Genomic DNA, 19,902 nt, shown 5'->3' with positions numbered 1-19,902 from the left:
ATGTGCCGGAACGCGGTGCCACCGAGTCGATCGGTGGCACCGCGCCGCGCCGGACCCGTCGAACGGCGCACGAGGAGAGCGGCCGGAACACGAAGAGAGCGGCCGGAGCACATCGCTCCGGCCGCCCTTTCCCGTCCGTCAGGACCGCTCGACCCGCCGGGGGCCGTCCCGCCGTCAGGCCCCGTCCAGCACCTCCACCAGCGCCGTCAGGAACTCCTTCGGCCGTTCCAGCTGCACGCTGTGCCCGGCGCCTTCGACCGCTACCTCGCGCACCCGACCGCCGGCGGCGGCGTAGCGGTCCAGTACGGCGCGGGTCTGGGCCACCATCGGCTGGGCCGGGCAGGTGTCCGCGCCGGGCCAGCCCGGGACGGCACCGATGGCGCCCAGGTGGGCCAGGTCGAAGAGCGAGGTGTCGGAGACGATCACGTCGGCCGTGCCGCGGATCCACAGGATCGGCGGCTTCGGCTCGACCAGTTCCAGGTCGTCGATCCGGAAGTGGGTCGGCGCCATCGAGTTGAGCACCCCGCGTTCGCCGGGACCGAAGCCCGGCCAGGCGTCGCTCGTGCGGCTGTCGCCCGGGTAGTGGTCCTCCCCGGTCCGGGTGGTCAGCATCGCCGCCACGTAGTGGTCCGGCTCCGCCAGCGGCTCGCTGACGTAGGTGGTGTTCAGCACCGAGAGCGGCGCGAACGGCGACTCGGCGCCCGTCTCGCCCTCGCGCAGCAGCCGGACGAAATCGGGGGCCGCGCCGCCGGCGCCGGAGCCCGCCCCGTCGGGCGAGTTGAGCCGCCCGTCCACCCCGTGGGTGCCGCCGAAGCCGTACGGGGAGACCGGGTTGACCAGGGTGAGCGAGCGGACCAGCTCCGGGTGGTCGCGCAGCAGTTGCAGCACCACACCGCCGCCCATGCTCCAGCCGACCAGGTGGACCGGGCCCAGGGCCAGCGCCCGGAGGTAGGAGAGCAGGTCCTCGCTGTGGTCGCGCAGGCCCCGGGTGGCGTCCACCGGGAGCGGCTCGGTGCGGCCGAAGCCGCGCAGGTCGGGGGCCAGCGGGCGGTAGCGGGCGGGGAGCCCGGTCATGGTCGAGTGCCAGAAGACGCCGGAGGAGACGTTGCCGTGCACCAGGACCACGGGTTCCCCGGTGCGGCCCTCGATCTCGGCGTAGCCCATGGTGAGCCGGTCGGTGGGGATCAGTCGATCGGTGATCATCCGGGATGTCCTCAGTTCAGCCAACTGGCGACCTGCGCGCTCGCCGCGTTGTCCCAGCCGAGTTGCAGGTGGTTGGCGAGGGCGATCAGCGCGGTGCCGCCGACGGTGCCGAAGCCGGTCTTGTCCAGGGCGCTGGCCACGAAGACCACGCCGTCGCTGGGCCCGCGGTTCTCGTTGAAGATCCCGACGATGCTGGGCGTGCCGCCGGCCAGGAGGTAGGCCGTCACCGAGGAGGGCACCCCGGCCTGGTGCAGCGGGGCGATCAGCGAGCCGGCGTTGATCGCGGCCTGGATGCCGCCGCCGTCGGTGTAGAAGCCCTGGCCGCCGTAGTAGGTCGTGTACCAGTCCTGCTGGGTCTGGTCGATGCCGAACACCGAGTCCCAGCGGGCCAGCATCTGCCGCTGCCCCGGGTAGTTGTCGTAGCCGCCCGAGGGGGTGAAGGAGAACTCCGGGTGCGCGGTGTAGGTGCCGTAGCAGGTCATGCGCAGGTGCGGGGACGGGGCGTTGACCGCACCGCCGCACTGCGGCCAGATCGAGAAGTCGTGCGCCCACCCGTGCGCGAACGGGTAGTCGTAGCCGCCGTTCGGGCCGCCGAGGGTGATCAGCTTGCGCACGTCGCCCGCGTACGGGCGGCCCCAGGAGGGCTTCACCGAGGACACGTAGGCCCGCGAGGACATCTCGCCCTTGCTCCAGCCCACCACGTCCACCTGCGGGACGCCGAGCTTGGCACGGATCAGCGCGACGGCGTCGCCGACCTCCTGGGCCTGCATCAGGTTGTCGCCCTGCTTGTGCGCGAAGCCGATCGCGAAGACCCGGTAGCCCTGCCCGGCCAGGTTCTGCATCAGCCCGGTGTTCGGGCAGGACATGGAGCCGCAGCCGTAGCCGCCGGACTCGCCGGGGTTGGCCCAGGCCCGGTCCGGGTTGTCGTTGGCGCCGTGCACCAGCAGCACCGGGACCTGGTGCGCGCCGGTGTTCCAGCCCGGGGCCGAGTAGAGCAGGAAACGGCCGGAGAAGGGCTGCTTGACGCCGCCGAAGAAGGTGAGCCGCTGGCCGTCCTGGTCGCCGCGGCCGTCCGGCGGGTACTGCTCCTGCCGGAAGCCGGTGGTGGTGTCGAGGTAGCGCTCGACCCGGTCCCAGCCGTTGGCGACGGTGCTGTAGGTCGCCTCCAGGGTCAGGTTGGCCGGCACCGCGGCCGCGGCCGGACCCGCCGGGACGGCCGCACCGATCAGCGCCAGGACGCCCGCGAGCACCCAGCCCAGTCCTCTTCGCCTGCCACGCCCGTTCCTTCGCATACGCGTTCACTCCTCCACACCGGGGGCCAAGTGCGCGACACGCTACGGACGCCGCAGTGCCGTCCCTATGGAGGCGTCACATACCTCCGGCGTTCCGGTATGGGTGTCCACCACCTGGCCGGAGGCGGGACCCGGCTCCACTCTTCACGGAGACCGGTCGCCGCCGAGGTCCGCCCCCGCCGGGCGGAGGACCCCGCCGTTCCTCCACCGGACGGTCATGCGTCGGACACGTCCTGGTGCCGCGGGTCGGCCGTCAGACTGATCGCCGAGGCGGGGCACAGTGCGACCGCCTCGCGAACCGCGTCCAACGCCCCGGCCGGAGGCTCGGGTTGCCGCACGACCGACGTGCCGTCCTCCTCGCGCTGGTCGAAGACCTCGCCGGCCGTCAGGACGCACATTCCGGAGCCGATGCAGCGGCCGGCGTCCACGGTGATCCTCATCGATCACGCGTCCCAGGTGACGGGGAGGCTCTTCACGCCGTAGATGTCCGCGATCTCCGGGCGCAGGGAGACCTCCTCGGGCGGTACGGCCAGGCGCAGCGTCGGGAAGCGGTCGAGCAGCGCGGGGAAGGCGACCCGCATCTCGATGCGGGCCAGCTGTTGGCCCAGGCACTGGTGGATGCCGTGGCCGAAGGCCAGGTGTCCGCCGTCCTGCCTGCGCAGGTCGAGCACATGGGGATCGGGGAAGCGCTCGGGATCGCGGTTGGCGGTGTTGAACGAGAGGATCAGCCGCTCACCGGCCCTGACGGTCCGGCCGCCGAGTTCGACGTCCTCCAGGGCCGTCCGCATGAAGGTCTTGGCGACGCTCAGGTACCGCAGCAGTTCCTCCACGGCCCGGTCGGCGAGCGCGGGATCGCCCCGCAGCGCGGCCAGTTGGTCCGGGTTGCGCAGCAGCGCGAAGGTTCCGAGGGCCAGCATGTTCGCGGTGGTGTCGAGACCGGCCGCGAGCAGGATCAGGCTGATCCCCTTCAGCTCCTCGTCGGTCAGATCGCTGTCGGTGAGGTCGCTGAGCACGTCGTCGGTGGGGTCGGCGCGCTTGGCGGCCACCAGCTCGGCCAGGTACTCCTGGGTCGAGGCGTAGGCCGCCATGATGTCCTCGTCGCTCGTCTCCCCGTTCATGAACGAGTCGACCTGCTCCTGGAAGGAGCCCCGGTCCTCGTACGGCACCCCGAGCAGTTCGCAGATCACGATGGCGGGGATGGGCTTGGCGAACGCGGTCACCAGGTCCGCCGGGGGCCCGGCCGCCTCCATGGCGTCCAGGCGGGCGGTGGTCACCTGCTCGATGCGCTCGGTGAGCAGCCGCATCCGCCGTACGGTGAACTTGCCCGTCAGGGGCTTGCGGTAGCGGCTGTGCTGGGGCTCGTCCATGAGGACGAACTCCCCGGGCGGCGCCGGCGGGATCTGGAAGTCGCCGTAGTCGATGGTCGGGTGGAGCATCAGGTCCTTGCGCGAGCTGAACCTCGTGTCGGCCAGCACCGCCCTGACCAGGTCGTATCCGGTGACCAGCCAGCCGGGCCGCCCGCCGGGGAAGGTGTAGCGGCTCATCGGCGCGTGCCGGCGGGCGTCGATCAGCTCGGCGGGCGGGTCGAAGGGACAGCCGGGGCGGCGTGCCACCGGCATGGTCGTGACGGTGTGCGGGGATTCACCCATGGCCGTTCCTCGTTTCGCGTTGCCGTACGTTCGGATTAATGGAAAGCTACGGCCGTTTCTGACTTGACGTCAATCGCACGGAACGCGTCTTTCCAGCTCAGCGACGGTAAATTGATGCAATGACGCTGAACTCGAACGCAATGGATCGTTGCAATGGATGAAGGTTAAGGCAATGCCGCGCCCGGGCTCGCCCGCGAGTACGGGTCAGGCCGGGTAGCTGAACACGGCGGTGAGCTGCGGCAGCGCGTCCCAGCCGACGACCGCGCTGCCGGCGGACTCGGACAGCGCGCGGATGTAGGTGCCCGCGTACCCCTCGTCGGTCAGGTAGACGCCCCAGGTCGCGAGCCAGTCCCGCACCTCGCCGGTCTCCGCGTCCTGCACCGGCTCCGGCTGCGCCGGGGCCTTGCGCTGCACCAGGAACCGTCGCCGGTCGCACTCCGTCAGGGCCCGCCGCCAGTCCCCGTCGGACGTCTCCCAGCCGGCGACGATGCCGCCGCCGCGCGCGTCGTTGTTCGGCTTGAGGATCAGGTCCTCCCGATGGGCGCGGCAGTAATCGATCAGATCGACCACGTCGCCGTCCACCTCGACCGTGCCCTCGGCCATCGACCGCGTCCACGGCAGCATTCCGTCGATCAGGGCCAGCTCGTCCTCGGCCAGGGCGGCCCGGAACCGGGGGTCGTGCAGCATCGGCAGGATGCCCTTGTTGCCGTGCAGGTCGGTACAGATCGGGGTCAGCTGCACGGTCCGGCCCTCCTCGTGGGCGCGGAAGACCGGCTCCATGGCCGCGGCGACCTCCGGATCGGCGAGGATCTGGTCCACCGACACGTAGCGGAGGATCACGTCCACCGGGGTGCCGTCCAGGTGGATCTTCCCGCCCGGCGAGCTCAACTCGCCCACCTCGGCCAGTCGGAGGTCGATTCCCTTGCCCCGCATGTACTCCTGGAAGGGCAGCATGTACTTCCGGTACCGGGCCACCCGGCCGTTGCTCTCCAGCATCACGACCACCGGCGTGCCGGCGGCGGAGACGCTCTCGGCGCAGCGGGTGAGCATGCGGGCGATGCCCGCCCCGATGTCGGGGTAGGTCAGCCGGTGCTTCTCGGCGAACTCCCGGAACCTGGGCACGTCCATCAGCGCCCGCGGGATGTCGCCGGTCCGTTCCATGCCGCCGAGGTCGGCGCCGATGTTGAACTCCAGCAGCCGCCAGGAGTCGCCGTCGCGGTGCAGGTCGGCCCGGCCGTACGGGATCGGCGGCACGAGTCCGTTCCGGCGGACGATCTCCACCGACCGGCGGTCGAGCCCGAGCGCCTCGCCGTAGGCGAACACGTCGCCACCGTGGAGCCTGCCGGGCAGGGAGACGATCAGGTCGTGGAACCGCATGAGCCGGTCGGCGACGCCGCGGATCTCGGTCTCCTCGACGAACAGCGGCCGGCCGAGCACCCGTCCGTCGAAGGCCGCGGTGAAGTGCGGCGGGAACCGCAGGTGGTCGACGACCCCGCGCAGGCCGTCGCGCCCCTCGGCTGCGCATTCGTCCAGGTAGGACCGGGTGACGGGGCAGGGGTTCCGGTTCATGCGGTGACCGTTCGCTGGTAGAGGGTGGGCACCTTGCCGCGCTCGGTGCGCTCGAAGTCGCCGCGCTCGACGTGCTCCACGGTGAACCCCAGGCAGCGCGGGCCGGTGACGATCTGGTTGAGCTCGACGGTGTCGGCGAAGGCCGCGACCACCGCGTCGACGGTGATGTCCGCGGGTGTGCTCGGTGACAGCAGCAGCCGCACCCGGTACCGGTTGACGGTCCAGAGCACCTGCAACTGGCAGTCGGCGGGATCGGTGATGCCCAACCGGGCGAGCCGCGACATCAACTGGTCGGCGGAGACGGTCTCGGAGTCCACGTTCAGCGACTGCCGGGCCCGGCCGAGCAGGGTGAGCACGGAGGCCTGGCTGCCGCAGCGGCACGGCTGCGTGCTCAGCCGGCCCCGGTCGCCGATGGCGTAGCGGAACAGGGCCATGCCGGTGTCGCTCAGCGGCGTGACCAGGACCTCGCCCTCCTCGCCGGTGGCCACGGCGAGCCCGGTCTCCTCGTCGACGATCTCCACCACCATCGCGTCCTCGTGCACGTGGTGGTCGTTGCCGGACAGCCACTGGCACTGGTAGCCGATGGGCCCGGTCTCGGTGGTGGAGTAGGCCAGCGAGCGCACCGTCAGTCCGGGCAGGGCGGCGGTGAGCGCCGCGGTGCGGCTGGCGCCGAGGCTCTCCCCGATGTAGAGGTAGGTCCGCATCGAGGCGAGCAGGTCCGGGGGCGTTCCGGTGAGCAGGTCCACCCCGTACCCCGGCGGCGCGGCCAAGGTGTCGATCGCGTGCTCGGAGATCATCTTCGCCGTCTCCGTGACGCTGGTGACGTTGCCCAGGGGGTACACCCGCGCGCCGAGCAGCCGAGCGACCTCCTGGGTGAACAGGAAGGATCCGTTGAGTTCGGCCCCGTAGAGGCAGTTCGCCACCCGGCGGGGCGGCTCGGGCAGGGTCGCGCGCAGCCCGCGCGCGCCGAGCGCGGACACCTGCTCGTTGAACGCCCAGGAGTGGTACATCATCTTGACCTTGCTGGAGGTCCCGCTCGAACGAAGCACCATGCCGGGCTGGTCGCCGTCGATCAGGAACTCCGCCGAGTGCGGCGGACAGCCGTCGGCCAGCGCGGACGGGGTCAGCACGGGCAGTTCCGGCAACCGGTCCAGGCTGTGCACGGAGTCGAGCCCGGGCCAGCGGCGCAGCACCGCGGGCGTGCGCCGGGCCGCGGTCACCAACCGCGTGAAGTTGTGCGCCCGCAGTCGCTCGATCTCCTCCCGGCTGATGGCGTCCAGGTCGGCGGCGAGCCGAATGCCGGTGTTCATCGGGAACCTCCGTTGTGTGCTGATCTCGTCGCGCACGGTCGCCGTGCCTGCCCGGACGGCTCCGCGCGGCGCGTCCTCGCCCGGGCGGCCCCGGCGCCGACGGGCCGGCCGCGCCGGGCATTCGCGTGGTCCCATTCCCATTCCGTCGACGCCCGAACACTAGATTCCGCCGGACGACCGGACGACCGGCTTCTTTGCGTTATGGGGCGGCATTTTTTGCTGGGGGCCGCATTTGTTGCGCGAATTATCCGACCGTCGACGGGAGGCGTTCCGGTTCGTCCAACTCCCGCCAAACCCGGAACACGAACGGCCACAGCGAAACGAGCAGGCAGAGCCCGCCGAGCACGAGCACCGCGGCGGTCGGCCCGGCCGCGTCCAGCAGCACCCCGGCCAGCAGCAGTCCCACCGGCATGGCCGCGTTGGCCGAGGCGTGGAACGCCGCGAACACCCGGCCGCGCAGCCCCTCGGGCACCCGGGCGTACTTGACCGCGGCGATCACCGGGTTGATCGGGCCGTTCGCCATCATGCAGGCCGAGACCACCAGCACCAGCAGCACCGGGTGCGGGTCGGCCGCCACGGCCAGGAAGACGGGCGCGCCGGAGACCAGGGAGCAGATCGCGAACACCCGCCACCGGCGGCCGCCGTCGCCCAGCCAGCCGTACAGCGCCGTGCCCAGGATGCTGGCGCCGCTGGACGCGGCGATCAGCACGCCGACCAGCGTGCTGTCATGCCACACGGTCAGTCCGTAGGCGGGCAGCAGCACCGAGAGCAGTCCGACGGTGAGGGCGTTCAACGCCGCGCACTGCACGCCGATGACCAGCAGCAACCGGTCGCGCCGGAAGTGCTCGGCGGCCTGCTTGAGCTCCCGCAGGTAGCCGTGCGCACCGCCGGCCGGCTCGCGTCCGGCGGCGGCCGCGGGCCGGACCAGGAGGCCCACCAGCGCCGCCGCGGTGAGCAGCGCCGCGCCGTCGGCCAGCAGGACCCAGGTGGGTCCGATCAGCCCGATCAGAATGCCGCCGAGCGGCGCGCCGAGCAGGTCTCCGGTGCGCAGCGCGGACTCCTCCGCGCTGGTGCCCCGCTCGACGCGGACGCCGGTCGCGGCCAGCACGGCGGGCAGCAGCACCTGTTTGGCGCTGCGGGAGGGCGCTCGGCCGGCGCCGATCCCGAACACCAGGACCACGAGCACCGGCAGCGACAGCAGGTCCAGTGCCTCCGCGGCCGGGATCGCCATCACCGCGACGGAGGCCGCCAGGTCGGCCATGATGCTGCCGCGCCACGCGCCGTACCGGTCCAGCAGCGGGCCGACCAGCACCACCGAGAGGACCAGCCCGAGCGTTTCGGCGGCGGCCACGGCCCCGGTCTGGAGGCCGCTGCCGGTTCTGGACAGCACGAACCAGGGAAGGGCGATCATCGTCATCGTCGCGCCGCACGAGGAGACGCCGCACGCGGCGACGAGTGCGATCAACGGCAGTCGACGGATCACCGGCGTACTCCGCGGAACAAGGTGTTCACGATTCCCCTAAATGCCGATATTCGGATGCTAGTATCCGCTGGACCATTCATCGAATAATCCAATTCGGAGTCTCACCCGTGGATCCTGTTGTCACTGACCGGCTGGTGCTGCGTTCCTTCACCGAGGCGGATATCGACGACCTGCACGACATCCAGCGCCGTCCGGACGTGACCCGGTACCTGCTGTGGGACGCCCGCACCCGCGAGGAGACGCGCACCGCGCTGGCCACCAGGATCTCGGAGTCCGAGCTGGCCGGGGAGGGCGACAACCTGGCCGTCGCGGTGGAGCTGCGCGAGTCCGGCCGGCTCATCGGCGAGTTCAACCTGGACTGGCTGAGCGCCGAACTGGGCCGCGCCGAGATCGGTTTCGTGATGAACCCCGACCACGGCGGCCGCGGGTACGCCACCGAAGCCGGCCGCGAGGTGCTGCGGCTGGCGTTCGAGCGGTACGGCTTCCACCGGGTGGTCGGCATGTGCAACGGGAACAACGTTTCGTCGATGCGGCTGATGGAGCGTCTCGGCATGCGTCGGGAGGCGTTCTTCGTGCAGGGCGAGATGCTCAAGGGCCAGCGGGCGGACCTGGCCGTGTACGCGATGCTGGGCACCGAGTGGGCCGGCGCGGACGTCATCGCCGAGGGAGCTCCGGTCGCCCGGGGATGACGTCCGCACGTCGTGGTGGCCGCCCGCCTAGAGGGTGGTGGCCACCGCGGCGGGGTCGCTCGCGCGGAGGTAGTCCGCGAGCGTGTCGTAGCGTTCACGGAGCTGACGCTTGAGCACCTTGCCGGTGACGCCCTGCGGGATGTCGGTGACGGAGCGGGTCAGTTCGAGCACGGCCAGCGTGGGGTGGCCGGCCGCGCCGAGCACGGTGTTGGCCGAGGCGAGCAGCTGCGACGGGTCGAGGCGCTCGCCGTGGGCGGCGACCAGCGCCACCGCGACCGTGTTCCCGCCGTGCCGGCCGGCCACGACCGTGCAGTCCACGATCACCGGCAGCTCGTTGAGCAGGAGTTCCTCCATCTGCACCGAGTGCGCGGGGCCCGCCGCGGTCTCGATGGTGTCCACCGCCCGGTCCACCTGGTAGAAGTCGCCGGCCTCGTCCTGGTACGCCAGGTCGCCGGACAGCCAGTACCCGGACAGCCGGCTGCGGTAGGTGGTGTCGGAGTCGTTCCAGTACCCCGCGGTGATGGTGGGGCCCTTGGCGCCCAGCAGTCCGATCTCGCCGCGGTCGGCCGTGGTGCCGTCCCGGCGCAGCACGACGACCTCGGACAGCGCGTCGGGACGGCCGATGCAGCGGTCGTTGCGCTGCGAGGCCAGCGATCGCGGCTGCACCATCAGGCCCCAGCCCAGTTCGGTGGCGCCGAAGCGGTCGTAGAACACCGCGGAGGGCAGCTCGGCGTCGCGCTTGCCCAGGATGGCCTTGAGGTGGGCCTCGTGGATGGCGTCGCCCATGGTCACCCAGCTGTCCACCGAGTCGACCGCGCCGTCGGCGACCTCGACGTCGGCCAGTTCCGTGAACGCGTGCGCGAAGGCCATCACCGTGGTCGGTCGGTACCGGCGGATGGCGTCGACCAGGTCGGCGCCGGTGGGGTCGTAGTGGGCGACCATGGGCGTGCCGGCCAGGACGGCGTAGTTGACGTACACCACCGAGCCCAGGTGCGACTGCGGCTGTGCGGCCATCATCAGGTCGTCGGGCGAGTCCAGGTAGTTCGTGAGCCGGAACCGCGGGCCGGCGACGCTGGACGCGTGCGTCTGCACCACCGGCTTGGGGAAGCCCGTGGTGCCCGAGGAATGCAGGATCGAGACCGGGTCGTCGGGCGCGTGCCGGAACCGCGCGGCGGCGGCCAGCTCGGCCTGGGGCGGCGCGGGCACGTCCTCGGCCAGTACGACCCAGCGCGAGCCCGGCAGTTCGGCGAGCTCGGGGCCGAGGAGGTCGCGCCGGCCGCGGGTCGTGTACACGCCGACCGGCTCGGTGCGCCGGATCAGTTCGAGCGCGTTCTCCTTGGGGGCCTTGCTGTTGATCAGCACCGCGATCGCGCCGATGGTCGCCAGCGCGTGCAGGTGGACCGAGTACGCGAAGGAGTCCTCGATGTGGACCGCGACCCGGTCCCGGGGCCGCACGCCCCGGTCGAGGTACCAGACCGACCAGCTCTGCACGAGCCGGTCCAGCCCGCGGAGGCTGAACTCGGTCGTCGTCCCGCCGTCGCAGGTGGCGACCGGCCGGCCGGTGGCGATGAACGGCAGGTCCGGGTTCGGGCTGGCGGCCAGCGCCGACTCCAGGACGTTCCCGCCCCCGAGACGGGGATCCGCGGCGAGCTTCGCACGTGACTCGGCGGACAGCAGGGTTCGAGCGGACAAGGTCATCGGCGCGCCTTCCGGTGATGGTTTCCGGGAACCGATCGTCCGTGGACGTGCCGGAAGCGACAAGGTCTTTCTTGCGCATGTGGACCTCGGTTGTTGCGCGAGACCGCGTTTGTTGCCGCAACCGCCGCGCGGGCTCCTGCGGACCGCTGTTGGCAGGTACATCTGGAAGAGCCCTTCGGTGGGCGAGACGATCACGAGGAGATTCCAGGTGACCATGGGGGATTCGGCGGCACGATCCGGCGGAGCGGACCGCCGACTCGAGGAACTGCGGGGCGAACTGGACGGCATCGACGCCCGTCTGCTGGACGTGCTGCGCGACCGGATCGACGTCTGTGTGCGCATCGCCCACCACAAGAGGGAGCACGGCGTCCCGATGATGCAGCCGCACCGCATCGGCATCGTGCAGGAGCGGGCCGCGCGGTACGGCGAGCGCAACGGGATCGACCAGGACTTCCTGCGCCGGCTGTACGACCTGATCATCGCCGAGACCTGCCGGGTCGAGGACCTGGTCATGGGCAACACCCCGGCGAACTAGGCGCCACGGCCACACTGAAGGAAGGACAGACCGGGCAATGCGGATGCTGCTGATCGACAACTACGACTCGTTCACCTACAACCTGTACCAGCTGCTCGGCGAGGTGACCGGCCGGGCGCCGGTCGTGGTGCGCAACGACGCCGAGTTCCCGGCGGAGCGGATGGCCGAGTTCGACGGCATCGTGGTGTCCCCCGGGCCCGGCCGGCCCGACCGGGCCCGTGACTTCGGCATCAGCTCCCGCGCCGTCCTCGACTCGGGACGGCCGGTGCTCGGCGTGTGCCTCGGCCACCAGGGCATCGCGAACCTGTTCGGCGGCAAGGTCGGCCTCGCGCCCGAGCCCATGCACGGCCGCAGCTCGCTGGTGCACCACACCGGCGACGGCGTCTTCGCCGGGCTGCCCACGCCGTTCTCGGTGGTGCGCTACCACTCGCTGACCGTCACCGACCTGCCCGAGGTGCTCGAACGCACCGCGTGGACCGAGGACGGCGTGCTGATGGGCCTGCGCCACCGGACGGACCCGCTGTGGGGCGTCCAGTTCCACCCCGAATCCATCAGCAGCGAGCACGGCAGGCTGCTGCTGGCGAACTTCCGCGACCTCGCGATGGACGCCCGCCCCGCTCCGGCCGTCGCCCCGCCTCCGCCGGCCGCGCGGCCGGCGCGCGGTGACGCCACGCCGGATCTGCGCCTGCACGTGCGCGAGACGGCGCACGAGCCGGACCCGGACGCGGCGCACCGGGAACTGTTCTCCGGCTCCACCCGCAGCTTCTGGCTGGACAGCAGCGAGACCCGCCACGAACGCTCGCGGTTCTCGATCATGGGCGACGACAGCGGACCGCTGGCCGAGTACATCTCCTACGACGTCGGCCGGCGGCTGGTCACCGTCACCCACTCGGACGGCCGGGTCGAGGAGGTCCACCGGGACTTCTTCGGCTACCTCCAGGACAGTCTGGCCGCGCGGTCGCTGCCGGCACCGGACGGTCTGCCGTTCGACTTCAACCTGGGCTACGTCGGTTACCTGGGCTACGAGTTGAAGGCCGAGACCGGTGGCTCCCGGGTGCACCGGGCCGACACCCCCGACGCCGCCCTGCTGTTCGCCGACCGCGCGCTGGTCGTCGACCACGTGGAACACCGGTCGTACCTGCTGGCGTTGAGCACCCCGGAGCACGAGGCGGCCGCGCTCGGCTGGCTGGACGAGACGGCGGCTCGGCTGTCCCGGCTCGACGGGTCCGCCGCGGACGACTCGGGCCGGACAGGTGTGCTGGCCGGCGCCGAGGCCGCCGACATGGCCGGCTGGGAGACCGCCCGTCCGCGCCACGACCGCGAGGGCTACCTCAAGCGGATCGAGGAGTGCCTCGACGAGATCCGGCTCGGCGAGTCCTACGAGATCTGCCTGACCAACACGGTCACCGTGGACGAGAGGATCGATCCCCGGCACACCTACTCCCGGCTGCGCCGGATCAGCCCGGTGCCCTACGGGGCCTTCCTGGACTTCGCCGAGGTCGCGGTGCTCAGCGCGTCGCCGGAGCGGTTCCTGCGGATCGGCGCCGACGGCGTCGTGGAGTCCAAGCCCATCAAGGGAACCCGGCCCCGCGGCGGCACTCCCGACCAGGACGAGCTGCTCAAGCTGGACCTCTCCACGCACGAGAAGGACCGCGCGGAGAACCTGATGATCGTCGACCTGGTGCGCAACGACCTGAACACGGTGTGCGAGATCGGCTCGGTGCACGTCCCGGTGCTGTTCGACGTGGAGACGTACGCGCCGGTGCACCAGCTGGTCTCCACCGTCCGCGGCACGCTGCGGGCGGAGGAGAGCGCGGTCGGCTGCGTGCGCGCGGCGTTCCCCGGCGGCTCCATGACCGGTGCGCCGAAGGTGCGCACGATGGAGATCATCGACCGGCTGGAGGAGGGGCCGCGCGGCGTCTACAGCGGCTCGCTGGGCTGGTTCGCGCTGTCCGGCGCCGCGGATCTGAGCATCGTGATACGGACCCTGGTCGCCACCGGCGAACGGATGAGCTTCGGCGTCGGCGGCGCGATTGTGGCGCTGTCGGACCCCGACGAGGAGTACGAGGAGACCGTGGTGAAATCGCGCGCGGTGCTCACCGCGGTCGCGGCGACGGCGCTGCGCCCCGCGCTGGGAGGACTGGCATGAGCGGGGCCGGAGTCCGGTCGCTGCGGCGTTGTCTGGTGGCGGGCGGCGCCGGCGCGGTCGGCGGCATGTTCGCCTCGCTGCTGGCCGGTTCGGGCGCCGAGGTCGTCGTGGTGGACCCGGCCGGCGGCGACATCGCCGGGGACATCACCGCGCCCGGTGACGCCCTGGTCGCGGAGCTGGGCAAGGCGGACCTGGTGCTGCTGGCGGTGCCCGAGCGCACGGGGCTGGCCGCGATCCCGCTCGTCGCTCCGCACCTGCGTCCAGGTGCCCTGCTGGTGGACACGCTGTCCGTGAAGGACGCCGTGGTGACCGCGCTCCAGGGCGTCGAAGGCGTGCAGGCCGTCAGCCTGAACCCGATGTTCGCGCCGGCCCTGGGCATTCCCGGCAAGCCGGTCGCCACCGTCGTGGTGCACGACGGGCCGGCCGCGGCCGAACTGCTGCGGCTGCTCGCCGAGTGGGGCGGCCGACCGGTGCTGCTCGACGCCGAGCGGCACGACCGGCTCACCGCCGCCGCGCAGGTGCTCACCCACGCCGGCGTGCTCGGTTTCGGGCTGGCGCTGGAGGAACTCGGCACCGACATCGGCGAACTCGGCGAGATCGCCCCGCCGCCGCACGCGACCCTGCTGGCCCTGCTGGCCAGGATCGCCTCCGGGACACCGGAGGTGTACTGGGACATCCAGGTCGCCAATCCCGACGCCGCGCGGGCCCGCGGTGCGCTGGCCGCGTCCGTGCGCCGACTGGCCGACCTGATCGACGGCGGCGACGAAGCCGGGTTCGCCGCGGCGCAGGGCCGGCTGCGCGACCTCTTCGGCACCGCCCTGGACGAGCACCGCGACACCTGTGCCCACCTGTTCGACGCCCTGTCCGCGTCCACCCGAATCGAGGCGACATGATCCAATCGCAGCAGGAGACACAGCCGGCCAACTGGGTCGAGTCCCGCATCAACAAGACGTCCGACTCCCTGGACGTGGCGTTCGAGCAGGGCCTGACCGGGCACGTGGTCACCGGCCGCAAGCCCGGCAAGGTGGTCTGCCTGGCGGACGGCACCGAGGCGCTGGAGTTCGTGTCCTGCTCCTACCTCGGTCTTGAGGAGCACCCCGCGCTGGTGACGGCCGCCGAGGAGGCGCTGCGCCGCTTCGGTGTGCACCTGTCGACCTCCCGCAACCGGATGCGCCCGCACTACCTCGGCGAGTTGGAGGACCTGCTCTCCACGGTGTACCGCGGCAACAAGGTCGTCCCCTTCACCTCCGTCGGAACCGTCCACCTGGGACTGCTGCCGCTGCTCGGCGCCGGCGCGTTGCCCAGCTACCCGATCGCGCCCGGCGGCGCGACCTTCCTGGTGGACCGGACCGCGCACTCCTCGATGCAGGTGCTGCGGGGGGTCCTCGACCAGATCGGCCCCGCGCGCCGGTTCGACCTGGAGACGCCCGACTCACTGGAGTCCGCGCTGCGCGACGCCCGTCGCGACGGGCGCACGCCGATCGTGCTGATCGACGGCGTCGGCTCGATGGGCGGTCTGATCGACGTCGCCGGGATCCTGGAGGCGCTGGCGCCCCACGGCGGACACCTCTACATCGACGACGCGCACGGCATCTCCGTCGCGGGCAAGCACGGCGCCGGCTACGCCTTCGAGGCGCTCGGCGACTGGCTGCCGCCCAACGTGGTCATCGCCGGCTCGCTGTCCAAGGCGTTCGGCGGCTGCGGCGGGTTCGCGGTGGTGCCGAGCGAGGACGACGTGCGTGTGCTGCGCAAGTTCGCGAACCCGCTGGTCTTCGGGCACTCGATCATGCTGCCGATGCTGGCCGCGAACGTCGCCTCGGCCCGGCTGCACCTCGACGGCGAGGTCGCCGCGCTGCAGGAGCGGCTGTGGCGCAACACCGAGGTGTTCGACGAGCTGACCGGCAATCGGCTCGTCAACGCCGGTCTGCGGTCCCCGGTGCGCGGTGCGCACTTCGACACCGAGGAGGCGGCCTTCCGCGCGGCCACCACGCTGAAGGAGGCCGGGGTGCTCATCCTGCCGGCCTTCTTCCCCACCGTGGCCAAGGGCACCGGTCTGATCCGCTTCGCCCTGTCCTCGCTGCACGAACGCGGCCATCTGGAGACGGCCGCGAACATCCTGGAAGGAGTCCGGAACGGATGACCGCCGACACTGGTGAACCGACGCTGGGTGCGTTCCTGACGGACGCCGAGAAGACCCTCGCCGAGGCCGGCGCCTGGCAGCCGCGCGGGGACGCCGAGAAGCTGGCCGAGTACGTGCTGGGCCGCGCCGTGGAGCGGCTGTCCCTCGACGCCGCGCTCGGCCGGGAGGATCTGGCGCGGCTGCGGGACCTGGTCGCCCGCCGGGCCGACCGCACGCCGGTGGAGTACCTGACCGGCCGTGCCGTGCTCGGCGGTGTCGAGGTCGCGGTGGGCCCGGGCGTCTTCGTGCCCCGCAAGCACACCGAGCCGCTGCTGGCCTGGGGGCTGGACGTGGTGAGCGAGGTGTCCAAGCCGCTCGCGGTGGACCTGTGCACCGGATCGGCGGCGATCGCCCTGGCGGTCGCGCACGCCCGGCCGGACGCGACCGTGCACGCCATCGAGCTCGACCCGGTGGCCCTGACGTGGGCGCGCCGCAACGCCGCGCGGCAGGCGGAACTGGGCGACACCCCGATCATCCTGCACGCCGGCAATGTCACCGACGCCGCGATGTTCGCCGACCTGGACGGCACGGTGGACCTGCTGCTGGCCAATCCGCCGTTCGTGGTGGACGGCGTCGTGCTGCCGCCGGAATGGCAGGAGCACCAGCCGTGGCCCGCGCTGTTCGGCGGCCAGGACGGACTCGTCGTGATCCGCGCGGTGGTGGCGGCCGCCACCCGGCTGCTGCGTTCCGGCGGCGGCGTCGCGATCGAACACGACGACGAGCAGGCCGACGTGGTCATGTCCCTGCTGCGGGAACAGGACGCCTTCACCGGCATCAGCTACGGCGTGGACCACTGGGGCACCCCCCGGTACACCACCGCGCGCAGAAAGTAACGAGGAAGACCATGGAACACACGTCACCATCCGAGAGGCTCTCCCGCCGCCAGGTGCTGCGCGGCGGCGCGGTCGTCGCGGGCGCGGGCGCGCTGTGGCTGACCGCGGGCACGGTGCCCGCCGGCGCGGTGCCCGCGTCCGCGCAGACGCCGCAGCCGGACGGCCGTCCCGGCGAGAGCAGCGTGACCGTGCGGGACAGCGCCAACGTCGGGGTCGCGGTGTCCCCCGACGGCCGCCGGCTCGCGGTGGACATCGCCGGCGGCATCTGGCTGCTGCCGGCCGCGGGCGGCCGGGCCCAGCGGATCACGCCGGAGGAACACGACGCGACCCGGCCGCACTGGTCGCCCGACGGGCGCCGGATCGTGTTCCAGTCCTTCCTCGACACCGCCTACGACGTGTGGATGATCAACGCCGACGGCACCGGGCTCACCCGGCTCACCACCGGCTGGGGCTTCGACCTGGAACCGCGCTTCTCGCCCGACGGCAAGCAGGTGGCCTTCGCCTCCGACCGCGACCACGTCAGCCGGATCTGGGTGCTGGACCTCGCCAGCGGGCAGCAGCGCGCCGTCACCGACGCCGACGAGGTGCACGCGGCCCCGGTGTGGTCCCCGGACGGCACGAAGCTGGCCTACGTCGTCGGTGACGGCGCCATCGAGGAGCTGGACCTGGGCTCGGGCGTGCGCAGGCAACTGCTCGGCGCACCGGCCGACGCCCTGGTGTACTCGCCGGTCTACGCGCCGGACGGCCAGGTCAGCTACCTGAGCGCGGGCGGCACCGGGACCACGATGATGCTCGGGGCCAAGGCGATCGTGACCGGCGAGGACCTGCCGCCGCTGCCGGTGTCGTGGACCTCGGCGCAGGAGTTCGTCTACAGCTCCGGCGGCCGGCTGCGCCGCCGCTCGCTCTCCGGGGCCGTGCGGGAGATCCCGTTCACCGCCGAACTGCCGTACTCGGCGCGGAACTACCAGCGCAAGCGGCGGAACCTCGTGTCGGACGCGTCGCGCCGGGCGAAGGGCATGGCCGACCCCGCGGTGTCGCGGGACGGCAAGCAGGTGGCGTTCCGCGCGCTGAACGCGCTGTGGCTGCTGCCGGTCGGCGGCAGGCCCCGCAAGGTCGTGGACGACGGGTTCTTCGCGGCCGATCCGGACTTCGCGCCCGACGGCAAGTCCCTGGTCTACGTCAGCGACCGCGCCGGCACCGCCAACCTGTGGCGGCTGGACCTGGCGACCGGGCGGTCCGACCGGCTCACCGATCTGCCCGGCGGCCAGCTCGCGCCGCGGTTCTCCCCGGACGGCGCGAAGATCGCCTACCAGGACGAGTCCGGTCAGACCTGGGTGTTCGACGTCGCCGACCGCTCGGTGCGCCAGGTGCTGCCCGCGCTCTACCAGCCGGGCCGGCCGACCTGGTCGCCGGACGGCGGCAGGATCGCGCTGGCCGCGCTGATGCCGTACTCCAAGCGCACCTCGAACGGCAACAACCAGGTGCTGACCGTGGACCTGACCGACAACAAGGTCCGGTACCAGGAGATCGGGCCGGACCGGTCGATCAGCACCCGCGACAACGACGGCCCGCTGTGGACCTCCGACGGCCGGCACCTGGTGTTCGGCGCGGAGAGCCTCGCCTGGCGGGTCCCGGTGGCCGCCGACGGCACCATCACCGGCGAGCCGCAGCAGCTGACCGACGAGGTCACCGACTCGCTGTCGATCAGTGCGGACGGCACCGTCGTCTACCTGTGCAACGGCGTGCTGCGCACCGTCGGGCCCGACGGCGGCCCGGCCCGCACGATCACCGCCGACCTCACCTACCGCCCGGCACGGGTCAGCGAGCCCACGGTCGTGCGCGCGGGCGCGCTCTGGGACGGCACCTGCGAGCAGCTGCGCCGCGACGTCGACATCGTGGTGCGCGGCACGACGATCGAGGCGGTGCTGTCCAGGGGCGGCGGCGTGCCCAGCGGCGTGCGGATCGTGGACGCCTCCGGGCTGACGGTGATGCCCGGCCTGATCGACACCCACAACCACTGGAACATGCGCGGCAAGCAGTGGGGCGACCGGCAGGGGCGGCTGTGGCTGTCCTACGGCGTGACCACGAGCAAGTCGCCCGGCGACCTCGCGTACCAGATGGTGGAGAACCGGGAGGCGATGGAGGCCGGCACCAGGGTCGGCCCCCGCTACCTCGGCTCGGGACAGGCGCTGGACGGCAGCCGGGCCTTCTACAACTGCATGCGGCCGGTCCACACCGCCCAGCAGCTGGAGCGGGAACTGGACCGCGCGGAAGGGCTGGACTACGACCAGATCAAGTCGTACATGCGGATGCCGGTGGCCTTCGAGCAGCGCATCGTGGCCAGGGCGCACGCGATGGGCGTGCCGGTCACCTCGCACTATCTGTACCCGGCGGCGCACACCGGCCTGGACGGCATGGAGCACCCCGGTGGCGGCCATCGGCTGAACTACTCGCGCACGCTGAGCTACGCCGGTTTCCGCATGTCCCAGGACGCGGTGGACCTGCTCGTGGCCAGCGGCATGTGGGTGTCGTCGACCATGATCTTCGCCAGCGAGCTGTACGCCGGCGACCGGTCGCTGGTGGAGGACGAGCGCACCAAGGTGCTGTTCCCGGACTGGGACTACCGGCGCCTGGTGGCCAAGGCCGACGGCGCCGCGCAGCCGGGTCCGGAGAGCGAGCTCGACCAGCGGATCACCAAGGGCATGGTGGACGCGCTGCTGCGGGTGCACCGCGGGGGCGGCCTGGTCGTCTTCGGCACCGACGCGCCGCTGGACGACATCGGCGTCAGCGCGCACCAGAACCTGCGCGTGCTGGTGAAGTACGGGTTCACTCCGCGCGAGGCGCTGATGACCGCGACCGGCAACGCCGCCAGGGCGCTGGGCTACGGCGACCAGCTGGGCGCGGTGGCGCCGGGGAGGATCGCCGACCTGGTCATGGTCGAGGGCGACCCGCTGACCGACATTCGCGCCGCGGCCGCGGTGCGGTCGGTCATGGTGGCCGGCGTCACCCGCACGGTGCCGGAGATCCTCGCGCCGTTCCGGCCGGCCAAGGCGGCCAAGGCGGCGGAGGCGGCCGGGGCGGCCGGGACGCCCGTCGTGACCGTTCGCCCGGCCGCGCCGTCGGCCTCGCAGGACCCCGCTCAGTACTGGCACCGTCCGGAGTGGAGCATGCGTCAGTGCTGCCAGCACTGACCGTGCGGTGGGGGGGGCCCGGGCCCCCCCCCCCGCCCCCCCCCCGGGGGGGCCCACCCCCAAAGTAGAGGGGGGGGGCGGGAGGATAATGACAGTTTAGAACCCCACCCGGGACAGGCGTT

Annotated in this window: 15 protein-coding genes; 7 read left to right on the top strand and 8 right to left on the bottom strand. The window is 72.1% G+C overall.

The features are described 5' to 3' along the window. Positions 1–174: 174 nt before the first annotated feature. The 7 genes from ACWGJO_RS29415 to ACWGJO_RS29385 all read right to left on the bottom strand — a co-directional run bounded on the left by ACWGJO_RS29415 (position 175) and on the right by ACWGJO_RS29385 (position 8,506). Entirely contained in the window at positions 175–1,203 is a 1,029-nt protein-coding gene (locus ACWGJO_RS29415) for an alpha/beta fold hydrolase (protein ID WP_452188286.1), read from the bottom strand. Between the two features lie 11 nt (positions 1,204–1,214). Then, complete coding sequence (locus ACWGJO_RS29410) at positions 1,215–2,495, bottom strand: esterase/lipase family protein (RefSeq protein WP_452188284.1); 1,281 nt, start codon at positions 2,493–2,495, stop codon at positions 1,215–1,217. A 215-nt stretch (positions 2,496–2,710) separates the two neighbouring features. Then, on the bottom strand, positions 2,711–2,935 hold the full coding sequence (locus ACWGJO_RS29405; protein ID WP_452188282.1) for a ferredoxin: 225 nt from the start codon (positions 2,933–2,935) through the stop codon (positions 2,711–2,713). Positions 2,936–2,938: 3 nt separating this feature from the next. Continuing rightward, positions 2,939–4,144, bottom strand: a complete 1,206-nt coding sequence (locus tag ACWGJO_RS29400; protein WP_452188280.1) for a cytochrome P450 — start codon at positions 4,142–4,144, stop codon at positions 2,939–2,941. 204 nt (positions 4,145–4,348) lie between these two features. Continuing rightward, complete coding sequence (locus tag ACWGJO_RS29395; RefSeq protein ID WP_452188278.1) at positions 4,349–5,713, bottom strand: hypothetical protein; 1,365 nt, start codon at positions 5,711–5,713, stop codon at positions 4,349–4,351. After that, positions 5,710–7,023 carry a phenylacetate--CoA ligase family protein gene (locus ACWGJO_RS29390; protein ID WP_452188276.1) on the bottom strand — a complete coding sequence of 438 codons (1,314 nt, stop codon included), beginning with the start codon at positions 7,021–7,023 and terminating at the stop codon, positions 5,710–5,712. The genes ACWGJO_RS29395 and ACWGJO_RS29390 overlap by 4 nt, the downstream gene beginning before the upstream one ends. A gap of 244 nt (positions 7,024–7,267) precedes the next feature. Further along, the gene (locus ACWGJO_RS29385; protein WP_452188274.1) at positions 7,268–8,506 is read right to left on the bottom strand and encodes an MFS transporter; all 1,239 of its coding nucleotides are present in this window, start codon (positions 8,504–8,506) and stop codon (positions 7,268–7,270) included. A gap of 107 nt (positions 8,507–8,613) precedes the next feature. Here ACWGJO_RS29385 and ACWGJO_RS29380 point away from each other — a divergent pair, with 107 nt between their 5' ends. Then, on the top strand, positions 8,614–9,195 hold the full coding sequence (locus tag ACWGJO_RS29380; protein ID WP_452188272.1) for a GNAT family N-acetyltransferase: 582 nt from the start codon (positions 8,614–8,616) through the stop codon (positions 9,193–9,195). Positions 9,196–9,222: 27 nt separating this feature from the next. On the opposite strand, the gene ACWGJO_RS29375 is transcribed toward ACWGJO_RS29380, so the two are convergent. Continuing rightward, positions 9,223–10,893 (bottom strand): class I adenylate-forming enzyme family protein, encoded by a 1,671-nt coding sequence (locus ACWGJO_RS29375; protein ID WP_452188270.1) that lies wholly within the window; start codon positions 10,891–10,893, stop codon positions 9,223–9,225. Between the two features lie 214 nt (positions 10,894–11,107). Between ACWGJO_RS29375 and ACWGJO_RS29370 the strand changes: the two genes are divergently transcribed. Genes ACWGJO_RS29370 through ACWGJO_RS29345 form a run of 6 tightly spaced genes read left to right on the top strand, consistent with a single transcriptional unit; the run spans position 11,108 to position 19,780 of the window. After that, positions 11,108–11,428, top strand: a complete 321-nt coding sequence (locus ACWGJO_RS29370) for a chorismate mutase family protein (RefSeq protein ID WP_452188290.1) — start codon at positions 11,108–11,110, stop codon at positions 11,426–11,428. A gap of 37 nt (positions 11,429–11,465) precedes the next feature. Continuing rightward, the gene (gene pabB, locus ACWGJO_RS29365; RefSeq protein ID WP_452188269.1) at positions 11,466–13,577 is read left to right on the top strand and encodes an aminodeoxychorismate synthase component I; all 2,112 of its coding nucleotides are present in this window, start codon (positions 11,466–11,468) and stop codon (positions 13,575–13,577) included. Next, entirely contained in the window at positions 13,574–14,470 is an 897-nt protein-coding gene (locus tag ACWGJO_RS29360) for a prephenate dehydrogenase/arogenate dehydrogenase family protein (RefSeq protein ID WP_452188267.1), read from the top strand. The genes pabB and ACWGJO_RS29360 overlap by 4 nt, the downstream gene beginning before the upstream one ends. Next, on the top strand, positions 14,467–15,717 hold the full coding sequence (locus ACWGJO_RS29355) for an aminotransferase class I/II-fold pyridoxal phosphate-dependent enzyme (protein WP_452188265.1): 1,251 nt from the start codon (positions 14,467–14,469) through the stop codon (positions 15,715–15,717). The genes ACWGJO_RS29360 and ACWGJO_RS29355 overlap by 4 nt, the downstream gene beginning before the upstream one ends. After that, positions 15,714–16,589, top strand: coding sequence for a N5-glutamine methyltransferase family protein (locus tag ACWGJO_RS29350; protein ID WP_452188263.1), 876 nt, complete (start codon positions 15,714–15,716; stop codon positions 16,587–16,589). Before ACWGJO_RS29355 ends, ACWGJO_RS29350 begins: the two co-directional genes overlap by 4 nt. An 11-nt stretch (positions 16,590–16,600) precedes the next feature. Then, positions 16,601–19,780 carry an amidohydrolase family protein gene (locus ACWGJO_RS29345; RefSeq protein WP_452188261.1) on the top strand — a complete coding sequence of 1,060 codons (3,180 nt, stop codon included), beginning with the start codon at positions 16,601–16,603 and terminating at the stop codon, positions 19,778–19,780. The last annotated feature ends 122 nt before the right edge of the window (positions 19,781–19,902 follow it).

This window comes from Kitasatospora sp. NPDC054795 (genome assembly GCF_053611565.1).
Note: the sequence above shows the minus strand (reverse complement) of the source record. Positions and strands in the feature narration are given on the sequence as shown.